Source organism: Thermohalobaculum sediminis, from assembly GCF_023487995.1.
Classification (GTDB): Bacteria; Pseudomonadota; Alphaproteobacteria; order Rhodobacterales; family Rhodobacteraceae; genus Thermohalobaculum; species Thermohalobaculum sediminis.
Window position 1 is genome coordinate 494,907 of the sequence record NZ_JAMFKN010000003.1, and the last position, 21,951, is coordinate 516,857.

Below are 21,951 nucleotides of genomic sequence, written 5' to 3' on the forward strand. Positions count from 1 at the left end.
CGGGGTTTCAGGCACAGGCCCCAACCACGGACAGCCTCAAGCCGCGCGCGTGGCGCCGACGACGAAAGGCGCGAGCGCCGCGAAGTCATCGAAGCTCAGAACCGTCTCGAAGCTCTCGACGGGGCTCTTGCGATAGCCGCGGGTGAAGAGCGCGAACGGCAGCCCCGCGGCACGCGCGGTGGCCGCATCGGTCTCGCTGTCGCCGACATAGAGGCCGTCGGCCGGCGCCGCGCCGAGGCGTTCGAGGCAGAGCTCAAGCGGCGCGGGGTCGGGCTTCATCACCGCGAGCGTGTCGCCGCCCACCACCGCGCCGAAATGCCGCGCGAGGCCGAGCCCCTCGAGCACCTGCCGTGTCGGCCCTTCGGGCTTGTTGGTGCAGAGCCCGAGCGCGCATCCCGCCCCGGCGAGCGCGTCGAGCGCCCCCTCGACCCCCGGATAGGGGCGGGTGAGCACCGCGGGGGCCGCGTGATAGGCCTCGCGGAAGATCCCGAAGGCGCGAGCGCCCAGCGCCTCGTCTGCGCCTCCGGTCGCGGCCAGACAGCGCTCGACCAGCTTCGCCACGCCGTTGCCCACGAACGAGGTCACCTGCGAAAGGTCGAGCGGCGCGCGGCCGAGCGCGGCCAGCATCACGTTTGCCGCCGCGTGAATGTCCGGCGCGCTGTCGACCAGCGTCCCGTCGAGATCGAACACCACCGCACGGGGGCGCGCCGTCATACCAGCACTCATCAGCCTTGTTTCCACTTGATCGAGCAGCCCACCGACGCGACCTGCCCAGCAGGACCGCGTCCGGTCTCGGCGACCTGCTTCATGGCGAGGAACAGGTCGCGGCGCAAGCCGGGCGGCCCCGCCTCGCGCCGCGAGGCATCGAGCCTGCCCCGATACTGCAGCCCGAGGCCCGCGTCGAAGCCAAAGAAGTCCGGCGTGCAGACCGCGTCATAGGCGCGCGCAACCGACTGGTCGGCGTCCACGAGATAGGGGAAGCCGAAGCCGGCGCGCTGGGCCTGGGCGCGCAGGCCATCGGGGCCATCATCCAGGTAGGCGGCGGCGTCGTTCGAGCAGATCGCGACGGATCCGACGCCCAGCGCCGCAAGGTCGCGGGCGTCGCGCGCGATACGCGTCTCGACCGCGCGCACATAGGGGCAGTGATTGCAGAGGAACATCACCAGCAATCCCCTTGGGCCGGCGATCGCGTCACGGCGGTAGCTGCGGCCGTCGATGCCCGGCAGATCGAAATCCGGCGCGGGCCAGCCGAAGTCGCAAAGCGGTGTCTCGTTCGCCATGGTGCCCGCCCTCACTGGATCGGTCGCTCCGTTCGCCGTGACAGCTTGGCGCGGCGCGGCGCACCCCTGTCAACCCCGCAGCCGGTCCTTGCTCCACGCGCATGCCCCACGCGAAAGTCGCGAGACCGATGTTCGAGGCCCGCACGCGCGGCGCACGCGCGCATGCTCGTTTGCGCCGCCCTCGGTGCGGGCGCGCACCGCTTCCGCCCGCCGGAGGGGTGGCGTGGTCGCGCCATCCGCACACACCGCCACACGGCGCCGCGCTTCAGGCGCAAGGCCCTCACCGCCCGCCCTGCCAGGAGTCATCCGGGCGTGTCGAGCGGCGTCGCCGGCCGGACGCTTCCCTGTCACACCTCGCGCGGTATCCGGCGCCGGCAGGCACCCCCTCAGCCAAAGACGAAATCATCCGCGTCAAGCAAGCCCGGCGTCACTCCGGCGATGAACACCGTCACCGCCCCGGCAACGACCAGGCTGCCGAAATCCTGCTTGATGATCACGAGATCCGAGAAGCCCGAGACCCCCGTGATGCCGCTGAAATGGACGAGATCGATGCCCACCTCGAAGCGGTTGATCCGGTCGTTGCCGTCAAGATCCGAGGTGAAGAGGAACCGATCGACGCCAAGCCCACCGTCGAGCGTGTCGTCCCCGGCGCCGCCGATCATCAGGTCGTCGCCCTGCTGACCGAAGAGCATGTCGTTGCCCTCGCCGCCCTCGAGCCGATCGTCGCCGAGCCCGCCGCGAAGCTCGTCGTCTCCCGCATCGCCCATCAGGTGGTCATTGGCGGCATTGCCATGCAAGACATCGGCGCCATGACCACCCGAGAGCACATCGTCCCGCTCGCCCCCCTCGAGCCAGTCATCGCCGTCGCCGCCATAGAGCCGGTCAAACCCAAAGCCGCTGAGAAGCGTGTCGTTGCCCTCGCCGCCCTCGATGAGGTCGTTCCCGCCGATGCCCTCGAGCATGTCGTCGTCGGCGCCGCCCAGCAGCGTGTCGTGCCCGGGGCCGCCAAAGAAGCGGTCGTTGCCCGCGCCACCGTCGAGCAGGTCGGCGCCACCATTGCCGCGCAGAACGTCGTCACCGTCGTCGCCGAACATGGTGTCGTTGCCGAGCCCGCCCCAGATCACGTCGTTGCCGGCGCCGCCGTCGATCCAGTCGTGGCCCCTGTCGGCGAAGAACGTATCGTTCCCGTCATCGCCGAAGAGCCGATCGTTGCCGGCGCCAGCCCAGATCCGGTCATTCCCGCCGCCGCCGTGGATCTCATCGTCCCCTCCGGCCGCGACGACGGTATCGGCCCCGCCGCCCGCCTCGATCAGGTTGCCCGCCGACGCGAAATCCTCGGTCGCCGTGATCGTGTTCGCCCCGTTCGTGCCAATGACGCGCGCCGAACCCGAGACGGTGACGTTCTCGAAATTCCGGATCGCCTGCACAAGGCCCGTGCCCGACGACAGGCTCCCGAGAGCGAGGTCGAAGGTCGCGGCCGTGGTCCAGGCAGCGATAGCGATCAGCGTGTCGACGCCATCGCCCCCGTCGAGGCTGTCGGCGGCGCCGAGCACGCCGAGCCCGTCGCCGTCGATGACGATGTCGTCGCCCGCGCCCGCATCGACCGTGTCGCGACCGTCGCCCGCGTCGATCCGGTCGTTCCCGGCGCCCGCAAGGACGATGTCGTTGCCGCCGCCCGTCTCGATCGTATCGGCCTGCGACGAGCCGACCACGCTCTCGTCCGAGTCGTCGCCGACGATTTCGATCGCCTCGCCCTGGCCGCCCCAATCGACGAAGGTCCAGCCCGAGAGGTCGAGCGTCTGGTTCACGCCGAGCCGGATCACAATCCGCTCGGTCGCGCCGGCGGCGTCCTCTCCCCTCACGACCAGCTGCGGCGCGAACTCGCCCGGCGCGTCGAATTCCTGGCCCTCGAAGATCACGCTGCGCGGCTGGGCCGCGCCACCGGGGGCGAAATGCAGTTCCTCGATCGACAGCATGTCCGCGCCTGAGAGGTCAAACACAGCGCCGCCGGGAACAAGCTGGCCAGGCGCGTCGAGGACCAGCGCGTCCCTGCCCTCACCGCCGTCGAACAGCGCGCCCGACGCGGGCGCGAGCCCGGCAGCGACGATCAGCCGGTCATCACCCCGCCCGCCGCGCAGCACGTCCGCCCCGCCATTGCCGCGCAGGATGTCGTTGCCCCGTCCGCCCACCAGCGTCTCGGCGCCGGCCGTGCCGGCCAGGATGTCGGCGCCATCGCCGCCTAGAACCGCCTCGATCGACGACAGGGTGATCGCGACGCCGTCGATCACGCCGGTCCCGGCGGCGAGATCGATCGTGACGTCCGATCCCACCGCCGACGCGTTGATCGTGTCGTGGCCCGAGCCGCCCGCGAACACGGTCTGGTGCGCGCCATCCCCGGCGACCTCCGAGAACTCGCCGGTGAAGACCCAGAGGTCATCCTCGCCGGCGGCCGCGCCGGCCAGCCTCAGCACGATGTCGCTCAAGGTGATCGCGTCACCCATACCGGCATCCACCACCGTCACGGTCCAGGCGCCGGCCGACGCCTCGCCCATCAGCGCGGTGGTGCCGAAGACCCAGCGCCCCGCGAACATTCCCGCCCCGCCGGTGGCCGCGACGAGCTGCACCCGCGTTCCCGAGGGCGAGGTGAGGTAGACCTCGAGATCGGCGAAAAATCCCACCGTCATCGCAAGCTCGACCTCGGCATGCTCGACCCGGATCGTCCCGGTCTCGAGCGCAGTGAAGCTGCGCCCGGCAGCATTCCCGTCCGGGATCGTCTGCGTCGTGTTCAGCAGATCACGCGCGAGCACGGTGCGGTTGGCCGAGGTGGATTGCTGCGTCCAGCTCTCGGCCAGCCGGACGGCGGCCAGCGCGTCGACGAGGCCGAAGCCGTAATCGTTCGAGAAGTGCAGCCCGCCGCCGTTCCACTGCGTGCCGCCGTTCCAGAACCAGCTTGCGCCGTTCTCCTGGGTTGCCTGCTCGTAGCCGCCACCCGGCGGCGCACCGTCGTTCGCCGCCGCGCCGACGGCCGAGCCGACATGGCGCGCCGAAAGCGCGAGGATCTGCTGCACGTCGCGCCAGCCGAGGCCAGCGTTCGCCTCTAGCATGAGGGCGATCACGCCGCTCACCTGCGGCGCCGATGCCGAGGTGCCGCCAAAATCCTGGATGAAGTCGCCGCCTCCGAAGCCGAGGCTGCCGGTGCGATCGGTCGTGGTGATCGCCGTCGCGTTCGAGATGTCGTTCGAGAAGGCGCTGACCAGGAGGTTGGCGCCGGGCGTCGAGAAGTCGGTCACCCAGCCATCGGCGCGGACGGCGCCGACATTGATGGTGAAGGCGCTGGTGTCCATCACCTCGGCGGTGCCTTCGTCGCGGAAGGCGTTGCCGGGGACATCGCGCCCGTTGCCGGCGGACTTCACGAAGATCGTGCCGAGCCCATTGCGGCCCTGCGCCGCGGCGGCCTCCATCGCGTCGAGGATCAGGCCGAACGAGCTGTCGGTCAGAAACAGCGGGGCGAAGCCGAAGCTCATGTTGACGACGTCGGATCCGTTCCCGCCACCGGCCGTGTTGCCGATCCCGTCGCCCAGCCCCGCCGCGTCGAGAATGGCATCGTCCAGCGAGAGGTTGGAGGCGTTGCGATAGCCCACCAGGGTGGCGTCCCACGCGACGCCCACGCCGCCGACGCCATTGCCCGCGGCGGCCCCGATGATGCCGGCGACGGCCGTGCCGTGATGCTCGCCCGAGCCGGGCTGCGGCACCGTATCGAAATTGATGTAGTCGTAGTCGATGTCCGTGCGGAAATTCACCGCGAGATCGGCATGGCTCAGGTCGAAGCCGTCATCGATGATGGCGACCTGAACGCCTGCGCCGGTATAGTCGTCCCAGACGCCGGCAAGGTTGAGGTCGAGCCCGCCCGAGCCGTTCAACAGATACCACTGTTGCGCGAAGAGCGGATCCGTCGGGATCATCGCCATGCCCTCCCCGTCCCTGACCACGGGCGTCGCGCGCGAGGCGCCCTTTCGTTCACCTAGGGGGTCATGCTGAACGATTGGTTAAGGCCGGTGGCTCGACTTGCGTCGCGCCGTCATCTCCGGTCGGACTGTCAGCGCCGGGCCAGCGCGATGCCCTGCCCCGCCTGCTCGGGGGCCGGCAGGTCCGCCAACTCGGCTGCAAGCGCGTCCAGCCGCGCCTTGACTTCGGGTGCGAAGCGCTCGATCCGCCGGGCGCCAAGGTCGAAGGCGATGAGCTTCACCTCGTTGGTGGCCGACAGCACGGGGCCATCGGCATCGTCGCGCCAGACCCGATGGAAAATCACCGCGCGCTTGTCGTCATGCGCCACAAGCTGCGTGGTCACATGGATCGGCGCGTCCAGCGGCAGTTCCGAGATGTAGTGGACATGCGTTTCCAGAACGACGTACTCGTGCCCGCCGCGCGCCGCCATGTCGCGCCCGCCGTTCATCAGGTTCCAGAAGCCCCATGTGCCCTGGTCGCAGATGGTGATGTAGTGGGCGACGTTGACGTGCTCGAACTCGTCGATCCACTCGGGCTTGACGCGGGTCTCGTAGAGGCGGAGCGGCCCGGCCATTCTCAGCGCCCCTTCCAGACCGGCGCGCGGCGCTCGGCGAAGGCGGCCATGCCTTCGGCCGCGTCCTCGGAGGCATACACCCGCGAGTAGATGGGCAGGCCGCCGCGCATGACGCGGTAAGCCTCCTCGACCCCCAGCCCCTCGGTCGCGGCCACCACCTCCTTGGTCGCCATGAGCGACAGCGGCGCCGAGGCCGCCACCCGGTCGGCCAGCGCGCGCGCGGCGTCCATCAGGCGCTCGCCCGGCACCACCTCGTTGATCAGGCCCCAGCGGGAAAGCTCGGCCGCCCCCACGCGCCGGCACGTGAACATCATCTCCATCGCGATGGCGCGCGGCATGCGGCGCGGCAAGCGGATCATGCCGCCCGAATCCGCGACGATGCCGAGGCCGGGCTCGGGCAAGCCGAATTCGGCGTGTTCGGCCGCGACGATGAGGTCCGCGGCGAGCGCGAGCTCGAAGCCACCGCCCAGCGCCATCCCGTTGACGGCGGCGATCACCGGCTTCTTCAGGCCCCAGTATTCGGTGAGCCCGGCGAAGCCGCCGATGCCCTGATCGGCATCCGGCCCCTCGCCCGCCGCCGCGGCCTTCAGATCCCAGCCGGCCGAGAAGAACCGCTCACCGCCCCCGGTGACGATGGCGACCGAGAGGCCGTCATCCTCGGCAAGCTCGCGGAACGCCTCGCCCATCGCGCGGCTGGTGGCGGCGTCGATGGCGTTGGCCTTAGGGCGGTCGAGCGTGATCTCGAGCACGCGGCCTCGGCGGGCGCGCCTGACGGGTCCGGTCATGGGTTGTCTCCTCTGTCTCGGCCCCGTTCTGCCAAGGGCGCACGTGGCGGGGCAAGGGGTCAGGCGACCGCGGCCTCGGCGCGGGCGAGCGACATGACCGCATCGACCGCCAGCACCCCCTCGCGGCCCACCAGGATCGGGTTGATCTCGACCTCGGCCAGCCGCCCGGCCTCGGCTTCCGCAAAGCGCGCGAGCGCCATCAGCGCCTCGACCAGCGCCGAGCGGTCGCCGGCGGGCCGGCCGCGCCAGCCTGCGATGCGCTTCGCGACCTTGAGCCGGTCGAGCGCGCGCTCGACCTCGGGCCGCGTGACGGGGAAGGCGATCAGGGTCGTGTCGCCCCACAGTTCCGCCTCGACGCCGCCGCCCGCGATCATCATCAGGGGGCCGATCACCGGATCAATGCTGACCGAGGCCATGACCTCGGCCACCACCTCGCCAGCCATGCGCTCGACCAGCACCCGGGTCAGCGGCACCTCGGGCGCAAGCCGCGCCATGTCGAGGCGCATGGCCGCGACCGCCGCCTCGACCTCGGCCTCGGAGCGCAGGCCGAGCCGCACCGCACCGGCTTCGGTCTTGTGCAGGAGGCGCGCGTCGAGCGCCTTCACCGCCACCGGGAAGCCCAGCGCCGCTGCCGCCCGCCCCGCCCCCTCGGGCGTGGTGACGCGCGAGGCCGGCACCGGCACGCCCGCGCTTGCGATCAGCGCCTTGGCCTCGGCCTCGTCGAGCCGCACCGGCGCGGGCGGGACGGCGGCGGCGGATGCCGCCAGCGCGTCCGGCCCCTCGGCCATCAGCGCCGCATGCCGCTCGCGCCATGTCACGCCCGCATTCAGCGCCGCCATGCACTCCTCGAGCCCCTGCATCGCCGCAAGCCCGTGGCTTTCGGTCTGCGCGCGGGCATGGGCCGGGAAGCAGTCCGCGAGCGGCGCCACCTGCATCCCCGCCACGTCGCGCCCGCGGCAGGCGGCGGCGATGGCATCGACCTGGGCGGCGTATTCGGTGATGTCCCACATCCCCTCGCGCGGGTAGTTCTGCAGCAGCATGGCGACGTCGTAATCCTCCTCGAGCAGGGTCGAGTAGATCGCCCGCTGCCGCTCGAGATCGTTCCACGCGGCCATCGTGATGTCCTGCGGATTGCCGGGGGTCGCGATCCCCGGCAGGTGCTCGCGCAGGCGCGCGGCAACGGCGGGGCCGGGTTGCGGCATCTCGAAGCCCGCGGCCGCCAGATGGTCGGCCAGCATGATCCCCATCATGCCCGAGGCGGCCGTCACCATCACCCGCCGGCCCTTTGGAACCTGGCCGGAGTCGAACAGCTTCAACGTCTCGATGAAGGTCGATTCCGAGTTCGCCGTCACAATCCCCAGCCGGTCGAAGAGCGCGTCCCACGCCGCCCCCGCGCCGGTCATCGAGGCGGTGTGCGACGCGGAGGCCCGCGCGCCCGCCTCGCTGCGGCCCAGCTTGAAGGCGACGATGGGCTTGCCGAGGCGCAGAGCCTTCACCGCCGCGCGCCTCAGCGTCGCGGTCTCGGGCAGCCCCTCGAAGGTCAGGCCCACCGCCGTGACGCGCGGGTCGTCCAGCACGTAGTCGAGGCAGTCGGCCACCGTCGTCCTGGCCTGGTTGCCGCAGCCTACCAGATGCGTGACCCGCAGGCCCCGGTCGGCGAACACCACGTCGCAGAGCAGGCCCCCGCCCTGGCTCACCACCGCCACCCCGCGCTCGACATGTGCCACGCCGAAATGGTCCATCATCGCGGCCATGGGGTCGGCGAAGTTCGCAAGACCGATGGAATTGGGACCAAGCGCCGCCATATCGCCCACGGCGTCGAGATAGGCCGCCTGCAGGGCCGCCCCGACCTCGCCCAGTTCGGCAAAGCCCGCGGCGTTGCACACCACCGCCCGGCAGCCGCGCGCCCGAAGCGCCGCGATGGCCTCGATCGCCGCCTCGCGCCGGATGGCGACGAAGGCGAGATCCGGGGCCTCTGGCAGCGCCTCGATCGATGGCGTGCAGGCATAGCCGCCGAGGCTTTCGTTCTTCGCATTCACCACATAGGTGCGGCCCGCAAACCCCTGGTCGCGGTGATAGCGCAGCGCGGGCTTGAGATTCGAGCCGCCGACGAAGGCGATCGAGCGGGGATTGAACAGCGGCCTCAGCGGGTGGTCGGCGGTCATTCGGGCAGGCTCCGGCGATGGGAACTGGGGCGATGCTAGCGTGGGTCACGCGGGCTGACGCGCCGAAAACGGCCGCGACCTGCCGCGTTTGGACCTCGGTCGCGGCCGCGCCAAGGGGCTCAGGACGGGGTGGCAGCGCCTTCTCGCGGGGCATAGGCGGCGGGGTCCACCATGTCGGGCCGGCCGTCGAGCCTCAGCGCCGTGACCTTCGGCATGGTCTCGGCGATCACGCGTCCGCGGCGGATGACGGCAAGGCGCACCGGCTTCATGCGGATCGCCTCGATGGGGTCGGCCGCCTGCAGGATCACCATGTCGGAATGGCAGCCGGGCGCGAGGCCGTAATCCGCCAGCCCCAGGATCGCCGCGGGCACGGTGGTGACCGCCTCGAACGAAGCCCGCATCGCCTCGCGCGAGGTGAGATGCCCCACATGCACCGCCATCGAGGCCACTTCCAGCATGTCCGCCTGCCCCAGCGAATACCAGGGGTCCATCACGCAGTCGTGCCCGAAGGCCACCGGGATGCCCATGTCGCGCAGTTCCGCCACCCGCGTCATGCCGCGCCGCTTGGGATAGCTGTCGTGCCGGCCCTGGATGCAGATGTTGATCAGCGGGTTGGCAATGGCGGCCACCCCCGCCTCGACCATCAGCGGCATCAGCTTCGAGACATAGTAGTTGTCCATCGAGTGCATCGAGGTCAGGTGCGACCCCGCCACCCGCCCCTGCAGCCCCAGCCGCTGCGTCTCGAAGGCCAGCGTCTCGACGTGGCGCGAAAGGGGGTCGTCGGTCTCGTCGCAATGCATGTCGACCAACAGGCCCCGCTCGGCCGCGATCTCGCAGAGCGCCCGCACGCTGGCCGCCCCATCCGCCATGGTGCGCTCGAAATGCGGGATGCCGCCCACCACCTCGACGCCCATGTCGAGCGCGCGGGCAAGGTTCGCGGCCGCCGTGGGCGAGCGGTAATAGCCGTCCTGCGGGAAGGCCACCAGTTGCAGGTCGAGGTAGGGTCGGACCTTCGCCTGCACCTCCTTCAGCGCCTCGACCGCCAGCAGCCGGTCGTCGCAGATATCGACATGGCTGCGGATCGCGAGCAGACCCTGCGAGACCGCGAGATCGCAGTAGCGCAGCGCCCGCTCGATCACCGCCTCGTGCGTCAGCAGCGGCTTCAACTCGCCCCATAGCGCGATGCCTTCAAGCAGCGTGCCCGACACATTCATCCGCGGCAGCCCCAGCGAGAGCGTCGCGTCCATGTGGAAATGGCAATCGACGAAGGGGGGCGAGACAAGCTGCCCGCCCGCCTCGATCTCGCGCGCCGCCTGCGCCTCGATCCGTGGCTCGATGGCGGCGATCCGGCCGGCGGTGCAGGCGATGTCCTGCCCGGTGCGGCCATCGGGCAGGGTTGCGTTGCGCACGATCAGGTCGAAGCTCATCGGGGCTCTCCGCATCGGACCGGGGGGGCAGGCCCCGGCAAGGTGTGCAAAAAAACCCGATGGGGGCAAGGGGGTGTCAGCCGGGGATGACGAAGATCGTCGAGGCTCCGGCGCGGTTGCGCAACTCGTGCACCGCCGCAAGCTCGGCGTCCTCGCGCCATGCCCGCGCCGCCTCGACCGAGGGGAAGGCGAGCAGGGCCGCCACGGTCGGCGCGTCGTTCGCAGCCTCGAGGATGTCGGCCACAGGGCCGCCCGCGACGACGCTGCCACCGTGCCTGGCAAGGGCCGCGCCGGCCTCAGCGCGATAGGCCGCCAGCGCCTCGCGGTCTGTGACATGGATCTGGGCGATGACATGGACGCTCATTCTGTTCTCCTTCGGGGGTCTGGATGGCGCCTTGCCTAGCGGATCGCGGCCTTGTGGAAAATTGATGGAAGGCGCACGGCTGCCGTGCATATCTGCACAGATGACCGACTGGGACGATCTGCGCTTCGTTCTCGCCGCCGCGCGGGAGGGAGGCTTCAGCGGCGCGGCGCGGGCGCTCGGCGTCAACCACGCCACCGTCTCGCGCCGCATCGCGGGGCTCGAGGCGCGGCTGGGCGTGCGGCTGTTCGACCGGCTGCCGCGCGGCATCGTGCCCACGGCGGCGGGCGAGCGGGCGCTGGAAACCGCCCGGCGGGCCGAGGCCGAGATGCTCGGGCTCGCCCAGGACCTTGCCGGGCGCGACCGGGCGCTGGCGGGGCCGCTGACGGTGACCGCGCCGCAGCTTCTGATCGCCGTGCATCTGGCGGGGGTGTTTGCCGCCTATGGCGCCCGACACCCCGGCGTCGAATTGACGGTCAACGCCAGCAACGTGCCGCTCAACCTGCACCGGCGCGAGGCGGACGTGGCGATCCGGGTCTCGAACGCGCCCGAGGACACCCTGGTCGGCCGGCGCGCCAGTGGCCAGCGCCGCGCCTTCTACCTCGCGCGCGGCTATCTCGACGCGCATCGCGCCGCCATCGAGGCGCCGGGGGCCGAGACCGGGCTCGACTGCCTCGCCTTCCCAGTGATGGGAGGACGGGGTGCCAGAGGCATTGAGGGCGCTTCACCCGCGTTCGCGGGTGGCGATGCGCTTCGACGACATGGTGGCGCTTCACGCCGCGGTGCGGGCAGGGGCGGGCGTGGGCTTTTTGCCCTGCTTCCTCGGCGACAGCGACGCGGACCTTATCCGCCTGCCGGGGATCGAGCCCATTCCCTATCTGGACATCTGGGTGGTCACCCACCCCTCGCTGCGCCGAGTGCCGCGCGTGCGTGCCTGCATGGCCTTCGTGGGCGAGGCGATCCGGGCTCGCGCGGCGCTTTACACCGGCGAGAGCTTCACCGCTGCCCCTTGAACCACGGCGTCAGCATGGCGCGCGGGTAGTCGGCCTTGCGCGCCACCGCGACCAGCGCCGCGATCGACAGAAGATAAGGCAGCATCAGGAACACCTGGCTGGGCAGAAACGCCCCAACTTCGGTCTGGAGCCGCACCTGGAAGGCATCGAAGGCCCCGAACAGCAGCGCGCCAAGCAGCGCCTTGCCAGGCCGCCACGACGCGAACACCGTCAGCGCGATGCAGATCCAGCCCCGCCCGTTGACCATGCCGAAGAAGAAGGCGTCGAAGGCCGACATGGTGAGGAACGCGCCCCCCATCGCCATCAGGCCCGAGCCCGCGACGACGGCCCCCATCCGCAGCGCATGGACCGACAGCCCCTGCGCCTCGACCGAAGCGGGGTTGTCGCCCACCGCCCGGATCGCGAGGCCCAGCGGCGTGCGGTAGAGCACGAAGGCCACCACGCCCACCAGTACGAAGGCCAGCAGCGTAAGCGGCGTCTGCTGGAACAGAACGGGGCCAATGAACGGCAGGTCCGACAGCACCGGGATATCGACGGGACGGAACGGCGCGATCCGCGGCGGCGTGGTCACGTCGGGCAGCGCGGTGCGGTAGATGAAATAGCTCAGGCTCGACGCAAGCAGCGTCACGCCGATGCCCGAGACGTGCTGCGAGAGCCCCAGCGGCACGGTCAGAATGGCGTGGATCAGGCCGAACAGCCCCCCCGCCGCCGCGGCGACCGCGACCCCGGTCCAGAGATCCGCACCCGCCCAGACCGCCATCCACCCCGCCATGGCGCCCGCGGTGAAGATCCCCTCGATCCCGAGGTTCAGCACCCCCGCCCGCTCGCAGACCAGCGCGCCAAGCACGCCGAAGATCATGGGCGTCGCGATCCTGACCGACGCCGCCCAGAAATTGACGGTGAGAAGGATGTCGAGGACCTCCATCACCCCCTCCCCAGCCGGATGCGGAAGCGGGTGAGGAAGCCCCCCACCAGCACGCATAGGAGCGAGGTCGCGACCACCAGATCGGCGAGGTAGTTCGACACCCCCGTCGCCCGGCTCATGGAATCGGCGCCGACAAATACGCCCGCGATGAAGATGGCGGCCGCGATCACCCCCAGCGGCGAAAGCCCCGCCAGCATCGCCACCACGATCCCCGCATAGCCGAAGCCGGGCGAGAGGTCCGAGGTCAGATACCCCTTCAGCCCCGCCACCTCGCCCACGCCCGCGAGCCCCGCCAGCGCGCCCGAAATCAGTGCGACCCGCACCATCGTCGCCGTCACCGGCACGCCGGCATAGCGCGCCGCGGCCGCGTTCTCGCCCACCGCGCGGATCTCGAAACCCCAGACCGTGCGCCGCATGAGGATCGCCACGGCGACCGCCAGAACGAGGCCGATGATGAGCCCGGCATGCAGTCGCGTGCGCGCCATCAGCCTGGGCAGGCTCGCCTCGTCCGTCACGGGCATCGACTGCGGCCAGCCCAGCCCCATCGGGTCCTTCATCGGGCCTTCGAGCATCATCTGCACGAACAGGAGCACGACGAAGTTCAGCAGCAGCGTCGTCACCACCTCGTCCGCGCCGAACCTGAGCTTCATGAGCGCGGGGCCGATCATCAGCAGCGCCCCGGCCAGCGCTCCCGCCACCAGCACCATCGGCACCATCACCGCGGCAGGGGCCGAGATCGCACCGGACCCCACCGCCACGGCCGCCAGCGCCCCCGCGTAAAGCTGCCCCTCCCCCCCGATGTTCCAGAGCTTCGCGCGGAAGGCGACCGCCGCCGCCAGCCCCGTCAGGATCAGCGGCGTCGCCCGCGTCAGCGTCTCGGATGCCGCGAAAACCGAGCCGAAGGCGCCCTTCGCCATCAGCGCATAGGCATCGAGCACGCCGACGCCCGCCGCCGCGATCGGGATCGCCACCAGCACCAGCGCAGCCACGCCCGCGCCTGCTGTCGCGGCAAGCCTGAGCCAGCCCGGCACGGATTGGCGCGCCTCGAGCCGGATCATGCCGCGTCCTCCCGCCCATGGCCCGCCATCATCAGCCCGACCGTGCCGCGGTCGAGCGCCTCCGGCGGCCCGGCCTCGGCGAGCCGCCCGGCATGGATCACCACGATCCTGTCCGAGAGCGCGAACAGCTCGTCCAGATCCTCCGAGATCAGCACCACCCCGGCGCCGCGCTCGCGCGCCGCCAGCAGCCGGCGGTGCACCTCGGCTTGCGCGCCCACGTCGAGGCCGCGCGTCGGCTGGTTCGCGAGGATCAGCCGAGGGTCGCGTTCCAGCACGCGGGCGAGGATCAGCTTCTGGATGTTGCCGCCCGACAGGAGCCGCGCCGGCGCGTCTGGGCCGGGACAGCGCACGTCATAGTCCCGGATCGCGGCTTCGGCGCGCGAGCGGATCGCGGCGAAGTCGATGAAGCCCCAGTGCTGGAAGCCCTTCGCGCGGATGTCCTCGATCGCGACGTTCTCGGCCACGCTCATCGCGCCCACCACGCCGTCGTGGTGGCGGTCCTCGGGCACGCGCGCGACGCCCGCCTCGACGAAGGCGCGCGAGTCGTGGCGCGCGACCGGCCGGCCATTGAGCCGCATCCGGCCCCCGTCCGGCGCCGCGAGCCCCGCGATCAGCGCAGCCAGCGCCGCCTGGCCGTTGCCCGAGACGCCGGCGATGCCGACGATCTCGCGCGCCCGCACCAGAAGGCTCGCGCCGTGCAGCGAGCGGCGCGCGTCCTTACCCGCCACGTCCACGCCGTCGAGTTCCAGCACCGGCGCGCCGGGCTCGAGCGGCGAGCGCCGCGAAGCCGCCACCTCGCGGCCCACCATCAGGTCGGCAATGGCGCGGCGGTCGGCCTTCGCCGTTTCCAGCTCGCCCACCTTGCGCCCCGCACGCAACACGGCAATCCGGTGCGAGACCGCCAGCACCTCGCCCAGCTTGTGCGAGATGAACACCACCGCGAGGCCCTTCGCCGCCAGCAGCCGCAGCACAGCGAACAGCCCCTCGGCCTCCTGCGGCGTCAACACCGCCGTCGGCTCGTCCAGCACCAGCACCCGCACGTCGCGGTAGAGCGCCTTGAGGATCTCGACCCGCTGTCGCTCGCCCACCGTGAGCTGGTCGATCCGGGCGTCGAGATCGACCTCGAGCCCGGACTCGCGCATCAGTCGCGCGGCCTTGGCGCGCGCCTCGGCGCGCCCGCCCCAGACGCGCAGGACCGGCTCGGTGCCGAGCACGATGTTCTCGAGGCCGGTGAGGTTCTCGGCCAGCGTGAAGTGCTGGTGGACCATGCCGATCCCCGCTGCGAGCGCCGCACCCGGCGAGCCGGGCTCGAGATCGCTGAGCCCCCCCGCGCCGTCGGCCACCCGCACGCGGCCGGCATCGGCGGTGTAGTGGCCGAACAGGATGTTCATCAGCGTCGTCTTGCCCGCGCCGTTCTCGCCCAGGAGCGCCACGATCTCGCCCGGCGCGAGCGTGAGCTCGATGCAGTCATTCGCCACCAGCGGACCGAACCGCTTGGTGATGCCGTCGAGCACGAGAACGGGGGGGCGATCGGTCATGGGATGTCCGTCAAGGGCGCGACGCGCGGGCCGTGCGCCCCGGGCGAAGACCCGGGGCCACCTCAGGGCCGGCAAGCGAGAAGATGGTCCCGGCTCGGGGGCCGGGACCCGCGGCGCCGGCGCGCACGGGGGCCCGCGCGACTTCCGCTCACATCGTCGACTTGGGCTCGGCGTCGTTGACGTTGACGCGGAACAGCCCGCCGAGGATCTCGGCCTCCTTGGCCTTTGCCGCCTCGAGGGCCTCGGGCGAGACCAGCGCGGGATCCGCGACGAAGCTGCCGCCGCCATATGCCATGAAGGAATACTGGCCGTAGTCGGCAGGCTCGAAGGTCCCTTCCGTCACCGCCTTGATGGCCCGGTCGATGGTGGGCTCCATGTGCCAGAGCGCCGAGGCGAGGATCGTGCCCGCATAATCCGCCGAGGTGTCGATCACGTTGCCGATGGCCTTGACGCCGCGCTCCTTGGCCGCGTCCGAGACACCGAAGCGCTCGGCATACATGATGTCGGCGCCCTTATCGATCATTGCGAAGGCCGCTTCCTTGGCCTTGGGAGGGTCGTACCACGAGTTGATGAAGGTCACGAGGAACTTCACGTCCGGGTTGACCGACAGCGCCCCTTCCATGAAGGCGTTCATCAGCCGGTTGACCTCGGGGATCGCATAGCCGCCGACCATGCCGATCACGTTCGACTTGGTGGACATGCCGGCGATGATCCCGGTCAGGTAGCTCGGCTCGTGGATCCAGTTGTCGAAGACTGCGAAATTGGGCTGCGCAGGGCCGAAGGACGAGCCCATCAGGAAGGCGGTCTCGGGGTATTCGGCGGCCACGTTGCGCGCGGCGCGCTCGACGCCGAACACCTCGCCGACCACGAGGTCCATGCCTGCTTCGGCGTATTCGCGCATCACGCGCTCGTAGTCAGTGTTGGCGGTGTTTTCGGACCAGGTGTAGGTCACGTCGCCGCGCGCCTCGGCCGTCTTCAGCGCCTTGTGGATGCGGCTCACCCACTGCTGCTCGACGGGGACGGTGTAGATCGCGGCCACCTTGATGGGCTTTGCCTTCTGCGCTTCGGCGGTGCCGGTCGCCAGAGGCGCGGCCAGCGCGACCGCAGCCGCCGCGAGAACAGCGCGGCGGGTGAGAGTTGCTGCCTTCCTGATCATGTCGTCGTGCTCGCATGCTTGTCGTCGTTGCGGGAGGCGCGCCGGTCGAAGGGCGCCCGGGCGGGAAAGATCAGGCATCATGCCAGATCACGCCAGCGGGTCAATCGAGGCGCGGGCCTCCCTCGGCCCGCGACCTGCGGCCGGTGCCGAGGAGGTCTCAGGCCAGCACGACGGGGCCGTGACAAAGTCGGGCGAAGCCGGATGGACTCGCCGTGAAAGTCGTGTTCAGAATGAAGCGTTCTGCATCAAGCAAGAAAATCTCATAATCGAAATGATGGGGAGATCACGATGAAACATGTCACGATGCTTGCGGCGGCACTCGCACTTGGCCTCGGCGCGGCTGCGCAGGCGGAGGAGAAGTTCATCACCATCGGGACGGGCGGACAGACCGGCGTCTACTTCGTCGTCGGCCAGTCGATCTGCCGGCTGGTGAACCGCGGCACGGCCGAGCACAACCTGAAATGCACCGCGCCCTCGACCGGCGGGTCGATCGCCAACATCAACTCGATCCGTGCGGGCGACATGGACATGGGCGTAGCCCAGTCCGACTGGCAGTTCCATGCCTACAACGGCTCGTCGAAGTTCGAGGAGGGCGGCGCGTTCAGCGACCTGCGCGCCGTGTTCTCGGTACATCCCGAGCCGTTCACGGTGATCGCGCGCAAGGACGCCAACATCAAGACCTTCGACGACCTGAAGGGCAAGCGCGTGAATGTCGGCAATCCCGGCTCGGGGCAGCTCGCGACGATGGAGGTCGTGCTCGCGGCCAAGGGCTGGACGATGGCCGACTTCGCGCTCGCATCCGAGCTTAAGCCCGCCGAGCAGGCGCAGGCGCTTTGCGACAACAAGGTGGACGCGATCATCTACACGGTCGGCCATCCCAACGGCTCGATCCAGGAAGCCACCACGTCCTGCGAGTCGAACCTCGTCGCGGTGGATGGCCCGGCGATCGAGAAGCTGGTGAACGAGAACCCGTTCTATTCCTGGGCAACCGTCCCGGGCGGCATGTACACCGGCACCGACAGCGACACGGCGACCTTCGGCGTGCGGGCGACCTTCGTGTCGTCGGCCTCGGTCGACGACGAGACGGTCTATCAGGTCGTGAAGGCGGTGTTCGACAACTTCGACCGGTTCAAGAAGCTCCACCCCGCCTTCGAGATATTGAAGGAGGAGGAGATGGTCTCCGCCGGCCTGTCGGCGCCGCTGCATCCGGGCGCCGAGCGCTACTACAAGGAGCGCGGCTGGGTCCAGTAATCCGTGCCACCTGACATGCCCCGCCCGTCCGATGCCGGGCGGGGCGCTCCCCATCGCATCCGCCCGGCCCGCTTGCGGCGCGACGATGCCCCGCCATGCGGGTCCTCCCGGAGGGCCTGAGCCATGACCGATCAGCAGACGCCCGCAACCGGACGCGAGGGCCTGAGCCAGGCCGAGCTCGACGAGCTGGTCGCCGCGGCAGACACCGGCGCGCGCACGCCGGGGGGCGCGGTGGGGACGCTCATCCTCCTCACCGCGCTCGCCTGGTCGCTGTTCCAGCTCTGGTTCGCCTCGCCCCTGCCGTTCATGGTCAACTGGGGCGTGTTCAACGACACCGAGGCGCGCTCGATCCACCTCGCCTTCGCGCTGTTCCTCGCCTTCGCGGCCTATCCGGCGACGCGCACGCCGGTGCAGATGGCGCTCGGCCTCGGCGTGCCGGTCGTGCTGGGCCTGCTGTTCGCCTACGGCGCCGAGGGCAGCATTTCGACCGTCACGATCCTGGCGATCGTGGCGGTGTCGCTCGCTGCTATCGCGCTCGGCTCGCCGCGCGACCATGTGGCGCCGTGGGAATGGGCGCTCGCGCTCGCCGGGGCCGCGACCGCGCTTTATCTTTTCGTCTTCTACCGCGAGATCTCGGACCGCGTCGGCGCGCCGATCACGCAGGACTTCGTGGCCGGCATGATTGGCCTGATCATCCTGCTCGAGGCCACGCGCCGGTCGCTGGGCCCTGCCCTCATGATCGTGGCGACGCTGTTTCTGGCCTACACCTTCCTCGGGCCGCACATGCCGTCGATCATCGCGCACAAGGGCAACTCGCTGTCCGAGGTGATCAACCACCAGTGGATCACGACCGAGGGCGTGTTCGGTATCGCGCTGGGCGTGTCGACCTCGTTCGTATTCCTGTTCGTGCTGTTCGGCTCGCTTTTGGACAAGGCGGGCGCCGGCAACTACTTCATCCAGGTGGCTTTCTCGCTGATGGGCCACCTGCGGGGCGGCCCGGCCAAGGCGGCTGTGGTGTCGTCCGCGATGACCGGCCTCATCTCGGGCTCGTCGATCGCGAACGTGGTGACCACCGGCACCTTCACCATCCCGCTGATGAAGAAGGTCGGATTCTCGTCCGAGAAGGCGGGCGCGGTCGAGGTGGCAAGTTCTGTCAACGGCCAGATCATGCCGCCGGTGATGGGCGCCGCCGCCTTCCTCATGGTCGAGTATGTCGGCATCCCCTATTTCGACGTGGTCAAGCACGCCTTCCTGCCGGCGACGATCTCCTACATCGCACTGGTCTACATCGTGCACCTCGAGGCGATGAAGGCCGGCATGCAGGGCATGGAGCGTGCCTACGAGCCGAAGCCCATCGTCCAGCGCCTGATCGGCATGGCCTTCGGCATCATCGTTATCTGCGCGCTGAGCTTCGGCGTCTATTACGGCATGGGCTGGATCCGGCCCGCCTTCGGCGCCTCGGCGGGCTATGTGGTGTTCGGCCTGCTCACCGCGGTCTATCTGGGCCTGCTGTGGCTCTCGACCCGGCATCCCACGCCCGAGATGGCCGACCTCGACAAGCCGGGGGCGAAGCTGCCGCTGCCGGGGCCGACGGTGAAGTCGGGGCTGCACTTTATCCTGCCAGTGGTCGTGCTGGTCTGGGCGCTGATGGTGGACCGCCTCTCGCCCGGCCTTTCGGCCTTCTGGGCGTCTGCCTTCATGATCTTCATTCTGCTCACGCAACGGCCGCTCGCCGCACTGATGACCGGGCGCGCGGGGGATCTCGCGGCCGAGATCGGCGCAGGCCTGAGGGACCTGATCGACGGCCTCGTCGCCGGCGCGCGCAACATGATCGGCATCGGCATCGCCACAGCAACCGCAGGCATCATCGTGGGCGCGGTCAGCCAGACGGGCGTCGGCTCGGCGCTCGCTGACGTGGTCGAGGTGCTCTCGGGCGGCAACCTCATGGCGATCCTGCTGCTGACCGCGATCCTCAGCCTGATCCTGGGCATGGGGCTGCCGACGACCGCGAACTACATCGTCGTCTCGGCGCTGCTCGCGCCCGTGATCGTCACGCTGGGCCAGCAGAACGGGCTGATCGTGCCGCTGATCGCGGTGCATCTGTTCGTGTTCTACTTCGGCATCATGGCCGACGTGACGCCGCCCGTTGGCCTCGCCTCTTTCGCCGCGGCCGCGGTGTCGGGGGGCGACCCGATCCGCACCGGCGTGGTGGCGTTCTTCTACTCGCTGCGCACGGCGGCGCTGCCGTTCCTGTTCATCTTCAACACCGACCTACTGCTGATCAACGTGGACCTTGCGCATGGCGTGTTCATCTTCGTGATCGCGACCGTTGCGATGCTGCTGTTCGCGGCGGCCACGCAGGGCTGGTTCATCGCGCGCAACCGGGTCTGGGAGTCGGCGGCGCTGCTGCTGGTCGCCTTCACGCTGTTCCGCCCCGGCTTCTGGATGGACATGGTCTCCGCCCCCTACATCGAGCGCGAGCCCGCTGCGATCGTCGAGGCCGCCGCCAACACGCCATCGGGCGAGAAGCTGCGGCTGCGCGTGGCCGGCGTGAACGACCTGGGCGATCCCATCGAGTTCGTGGCCCTCGTGCCCATCGGCAACGAGGCGACGGGCGAGGAGCGCCTCGCCGCCGCAGGGATCACGGTGGCCGAGCGCGACGGCAAGATGTTCCTCGACGACGTGGCCTTCGGCAGCCCCGCGGCCGATGCCGGCCTCGACTGGGATCAGGAGGTGCTTCGCGTCCTGCGCCCGGCCGACCAGCCCAGCAAGTACCTGATGTTCATCCCCGCGCTTCTGCTGCTGGGGGGCGTCGTGATGCTCCAGCGCCGGCGCGCGGCGAACGGCGTGGCGACCCGCGCCGCGACCGCCTGAAGGGAGGCCACGCAGATGCCCGACATCCTGCTCGCCGTCGATCTCAACCACGACGCCTCGTGGACCCACGCGCTGCCCGAGGCGGTCTCGCAGGCCCGCCTGCGCGGCGCGGTGCTGCACCTGCTGGCCATCGTGCCGGATTTCGGCATGACCATGGTGCAGGACTACTTCCCGGCGGACTTCGAGAAGAAGGCGCTGGCCAAGGCGCATGAAGAGCTAACCGCCTTCGGGACCGCCCATGTGCCGGGCGACGTCGCGTGGAAGGCACATGTCGGCCATGGCGACATCGACCGCGAGATCCTTCGCGCGGCCGAGGCGACCCAGGCCTCGCTCATCGTGATGGCCTCGCATCCGCCGTCCGAGTTGCGAACCCTGCTGATCGGCAGCCATGCCGACCGGATCGTGCACCGCGCGCCGGTCTCGGTTCTGGTGGTCCGGGGATAGGCTCTGGTGCGGCGCAGCAAAGGGTATATGAAGGGAGCCCGAGTCCTGGCAGTTCCGGAGGCACCCGCCAAATGACCCCCTTCGCCATCGCCGGCGTGCAGATGCATGTCGCAGCCCTCCACGACAACGTGGAAGGGATGCGCCACCGGCTCGACATCCTGATGGCGCGATTCCCGTGGACGCAGATGGTGCTGTTCTCGGAGCTTGCGCCGTTCGGGCCGCTGCCGCGCTTCGCCCAGCCCTTCCCCAACGCCGTGCTCGACCAGTTCTGCGTCGATGCGCGCCGCCACGGCGTCTGGCTGATCCCCGGCTCGATGTTCGAGAAGACGCCCGACGGGCGGATCTACAACACCTCGGTCGTCATCAACCCCGAGGGCGAGATCGTCGCCAAATACCGCAAGATGTTCCCCTTCCGGCCCTACGAGACCGAGGTCGAGGCGGGGACCGAGTTCTGCCTGTTCGACGTGCCCGGTGTCGGCCGCTTCGGGCTATCGATCTGCTACGACATCTGGTTCCCCGAGACCACGCGCCAGCTCACCAGCCAGGGTGTCGAGGTGCTGCTGCACCCCGTGCTGACCGGCACCACCGACCGCGACGCCGAACTCGCGATCGCCCGCGCCACCGCCGCGCAGTTCCAGTGCTACGTGATCGACGTGAACGGCCTCGGCGCCGGCGGCGTCGGGCGTTCGCTGGTCGTGGACCCCTCGGCCACCGTGCTGCACCAGTCGGCCGGGCAGGAGGACATGTTCCCGATCGAGATCGACCTCGACCTCGTGCGGCGCCAGCGCGAGACCGGGATGCGGGGTCTGGGCCAGGTGCTGAAAAGCTTCCGCGACCGCGAGGCCGAGTTCACCGTCTATGACCGCGAGAGCGGGGCGGACGCCTATCTGCACGGTCTGGGCCCGCTCGAGATGCCCGGCAAGGGCAGCCGCGCGGGGCTGCGCCGCGCCGACCCGCGCCCGGCGCCGGAGCTGCGGCGCGCCGATTTCGACAAGGACGCGGGGGGCGACCATGCGCCCCCGCTGACCGGACGCATCGCCTCGGGCTGAGCGGCCCGTGGCCCGGCGACGCCGCCGGGCCCGGCCCCTCCCGTGG

General features: G+C 70.2%; 17 protein-coding genes and 1 pseudogene. 6 read left to right on the forward strand and 12 right to left on the reverse strand.

The features are described 5' to 3' along the window. Window positions 1-36: 36 nt before the first annotated feature. The 8 genes from gph to M1105_RS09590 form a co-directional block, all read right to left on the reverse strand. Window positions 37-726, reverse strand: a complete 690-nt coding sequence (gene gph / locus M1105_RS09555; protein ID WP_249580121.1) for a phosphoglycolate phosphatase — start codon at window positions 724-726, stop codon at window positions 37-39. Further along, on the reverse strand, window positions 726-1,280 hold the full coding sequence (locus M1105_RS09560) for a thioredoxin family protein (RefSeq protein WP_249580122.1): 555 nt from the start codon (window positions 1,278-1,280) through the stop codon (window positions 726-728). Before M1105_RS09560 ends, gph begins: the two co-directional genes overlap by 1 nt. A 386-nt stretch (window positions 1,281-1,666) precedes the next feature. Continuing rightward, complete coding sequence (locus M1105_RS09565) at window positions 1,667-5,242, reverse strand: S8 family serine peptidase (protein ID WP_249580123.1); 3,576 nt, start codon at window positions 5,240-5,242, stop codon at window positions 1,667-1,669. Window positions 5,243-5,376: 134 nt separating this feature from the next. Continuing rightward, a complete protein-coding gene (locus tag M1105_RS09570; RefSeq protein ID WP_249580124.1) occupies window positions 5,377-5,859 on the reverse strand; it encodes a thioesterase family protein in 483 nt (160 codons plus the stop codon). A 2-nt stretch (window positions 5,860-5,861) separates the two neighbouring features. After that, window positions 5,862-6,644 (reverse strand): enoyl-CoA hydratase-related protein, encoded by a 783-nt coding sequence (locus M1105_RS09575; protein WP_249580125.1) that lies wholly within the window; start codon window positions 6,642-6,644, stop codon window positions 5,862-5,864. Window positions 6,645-6,703: 59 nt separating this feature from the next. Then, window positions 6,704-8,809 (reverse strand): acetate--CoA ligase family protein, encoded by a 2,106-nt coding sequence (locus M1105_RS09580; protein ID WP_249580126.1) that lies wholly within the window; start codon window positions 8,807-8,809, stop codon window positions 6,704-6,706. A 119-nt stretch (window positions 8,810-8,928) separates the two neighbouring features. Further along, window positions 8,929-10,236: an amidohydrolase family protein gene (locus M1105_RS09585; RefSeq protein ID WP_249580127.1), complete on the reverse strand. Its 1,308-nt coding sequence runs from the start codon at window positions 10,234-10,236 to the stop codon at window positions 8,929-8,931. Between the two features lie 76 nt (window positions 10,237-10,312). Next, a complete protein-coding gene (locus M1105_RS09590; protein ID WP_249580128.1) occupies window positions 10,313-10,600 on the reverse strand; it encodes a DUF1330 domain-containing protein in 288 nt (95 codons plus the stop codon). A gap of 100 nt (window positions 10,601-10,700) precedes the next feature. On the opposite strand from M1105_RS09590, the pseudogene M1105_RS20945 reads away from it, so the two are divergent. Both M1105_RS20945 and M1105_RS20950 read left to right on the forward strand, forming a co-directional pair. Beyond that, window positions 10,701-11,234 (forward strand): annotated as a pseudogene (locus M1105_RS20945) (LysR family transcriptional regulator); the annotation flags it as partial. A 124-nt stretch (window positions 11,235-11,358) separates the two neighbouring features. Then, window positions 11,359-11,610 carry a LysR substrate-binding domain-containing protein gene (locus M1105_RS20950; protein WP_406600613.1) on the forward strand — a complete coding sequence of 84 codons (252 nt, stop codon included), beginning with the start codon at window positions 11,359-11,361 and terminating at the stop codon, window positions 11,608-11,610. Here the strand turns inward: M1105_RS20950 and M1105_RS09600 are convergent. The 4 genes from M1105_RS09600 to M1105_RS09615 form a co-directional block, all read right to left on the reverse strand. Next, complete coding sequence (locus tag M1105_RS09600) at window positions 11,594-12,535, reverse strand: ABC transporter permease (RefSeq protein ID WP_249580130.1); 942 nt, start codon at window positions 12,533-12,535, stop codon at window positions 11,594-11,596. The two genes, M1105_RS20950 and M1105_RS09600, sit on opposite strands and share 17 nt — an antisense overlap. Continuing rightward, a complete protein-coding gene (locus M1105_RS09605; RefSeq protein WP_406600614.1) occupies window positions 12,535-13,590 on the reverse strand; it encodes an ABC transporter permease in 1,056 nt (351 codons plus the stop codon). Before M1105_RS09605 ends, M1105_RS09600 begins: the two co-directional genes overlap by 1 nt. Next, window positions 13,590-15,131 carry an ABC transporter ATP-binding protein gene (locus M1105_RS09610; RefSeq protein ID WP_249580132.1) on the reverse strand — a complete coding sequence of 514 codons (1,542 nt, stop codon included), beginning with the start codon at window positions 15,129-15,131 and terminating at the stop codon, window positions 13,590-13,592. Before M1105_RS09610 ends, M1105_RS09605 begins: the two co-directional genes overlap by 1 nt. Window positions 15,132-15,279: 148 nt before the next feature. Beyond that, window positions 15,280-16,287, reverse strand: coding sequence for a BMP family protein (locus M1105_RS09615; RefSeq protein WP_249580133.1), 1,008 nt, complete (start codon window positions 16,285-16,287; stop codon window positions 15,280-15,282). A gap of 288 nt (window positions 16,288-16,575) precedes the next feature. Here M1105_RS09615 and M1105_RS09620 point away from each other — a divergent pair, with 288 nt between their 5' ends. The 4 genes from M1105_RS09620 to M1105_RS09635 all read left to right on the forward strand — a co-directional run bounded on the left by M1105_RS09620 (window position 16,576) and on the right by M1105_RS09635 (window position 21,905). Next, window positions 16,576-17,538: a TAXI family TRAP transporter solute-binding subunit gene (locus tag M1105_RS09620; protein ID WP_249580134.1), complete on the forward strand. Its 963-nt coding sequence runs from the start codon at window positions 16,576-16,578 to the stop codon at window positions 17,536-17,538. A gap of 123 nt (window positions 17,539-17,661) precedes the next feature. Then, window positions 17,662-20,412: a TRAP transporter permease gene (locus tag M1105_RS09625; RefSeq protein WP_249580135.1), complete on the forward strand. Its 2,751-nt coding sequence runs from the start codon at window positions 17,662-17,664 to the stop codon at window positions 20,410-20,412. A gap of 15 nt (window positions 20,413-20,427) precedes the next feature. Beyond that, window positions 20,428-20,856: a universal stress protein gene (locus M1105_RS09630; protein WP_249580136.1), complete on the forward strand. Its 429-nt coding sequence runs from the start codon at window positions 20,428-20,430 to the stop codon at window positions 20,854-20,856. A gap of 71 nt (window positions 20,857-20,927) precedes the next feature. Continuing rightward, window positions 20,928-21,905, forward strand: a complete 978-nt coding sequence (locus tag M1105_RS09635; RefSeq protein ID WP_249580137.1) for a carbon-nitrogen hydrolase family protein — start codon at window positions 20,928-20,930, stop codon at window positions 21,903-21,905. The last annotated feature ends 46 nt before the right edge of the window (window positions 21,906-21,951 follow it).

What these genes read in the sequence shown, in the direction of transcription:
- gph (WP_249580121.1), bottom strand. Translation starts at nt 726, where the DNA reads ATGAGTGCTGGTATGACGGCGCGCCCCCGTGCGGTGGTGTTCGATCTC.
- M1105_RS09615 (WP_249580133.1), bottom strand. Translation starts at nt 16,287, where the DNA reads ATGATCAGGAAGGCAGCAACTCTCACCCGCCGCGCTGTTCTCGCGGCG.
- M1105_RS09575 (WP_249580125.1), bottom strand. Translation starts at nt 6,644, where the DNA reads ATGACCGGACCCGTCAGGCGCGCCCGCCGAGGCCGCGTGCTCGAGATC.
- M1105_RS09620 (WP_249580134.1), top strand. Translation starts at nt 16,576, where the DNA reads ATGAAACATGTCACGATGCTTGCGGCGGCACTCGCACTTGGCCTCGGC.
- M1105_RS09600 (WP_249580130.1), bottom strand. Translation starts at nt 12,535, where the DNA reads ATGGAGGTCCTCGACATCCTTCTCACCGTCAATTTCTGGGCGGCGTCG.
- M1105_RS09560 (WP_249580122.1), bottom strand. Translation starts at nt 1,280, where the DNA reads ATGGCGAACGAGACACCGCTTTGCGACTTCGGCTGGCCCGCGCCGGAT.
- M1105_RS09610 (WP_249580132.1), bottom strand. Translation starts at nt 15,131, where the DNA reads ATGACCGATCGCCCCCCCGTTCTCGTGCTCGACGGCATCACCAAGCGG.
- M1105_RS09585 (WP_249580127.1), bottom strand. Translation starts at nt 10,236, where the DNA reads ATGAGCTTCGACCTGATCGTGCGCAACGCAACCCTGCCCGATGGCCGC.
- M1105_RS09565 (WP_249580123.1), bottom strand. Translation starts at nt 5,242, where the DNA reads ATGATCCCGACGGATCCGCTCTTCGCGCAACAGTGGTATCTGTTGAAC.
- M1105_RS09630 (WP_249580136.1), top strand. Translation starts at nt 20,428, where the DNA reads ATGCCCGACATCCTGCTCGCCGTCGATCTCAACCACGACGCCTCGTGG.
- M1105_RS09570 (WP_249580124.1), bottom strand. Translation starts at nt 5,859, where the DNA reads ATGGCCGGGCCGCTCCGCCTCTACGAGACCCGCGTCAAGCCCGAGTGG.
- M1105_RS09625 (WP_249580135.1), top strand. Translation starts at nt 17,662, where the DNA reads ATGACCGATCAGCAGACGCCCGCAACCGGACGCGAGGGCCTGAGCCAG.
- M1105_RS09590 (WP_249580128.1), bottom strand. Translation starts at nt 10,600, where the DNA reads ATGAGCGTCCATGTCATCGCCCAGATCCATGTCACAGACCGCGAGGCG.
- M1105_RS20950 (WP_406600613.1), top strand. Translation starts at nt 11,359, where the DNA reads ATGGTGGCGCTTCACGCCGCGGTGCGGGCAGGGGCGGGCGTGGGCTTT.
- M1105_RS09635 (WP_249580137.1), top strand. Translation starts at nt 20,928, where the DNA reads ATGACCCCCTTCGCCATCGCCGGCGTGCAGATGCATGTCGCAGCCCTC.
- M1105_RS09580 (WP_249580126.1), bottom strand. Translation starts at nt 8,809, where the DNA reads ATGACCGCCGACCACCCGCTGAGGCCGCTGTTCAATCCCCGCTCGATC.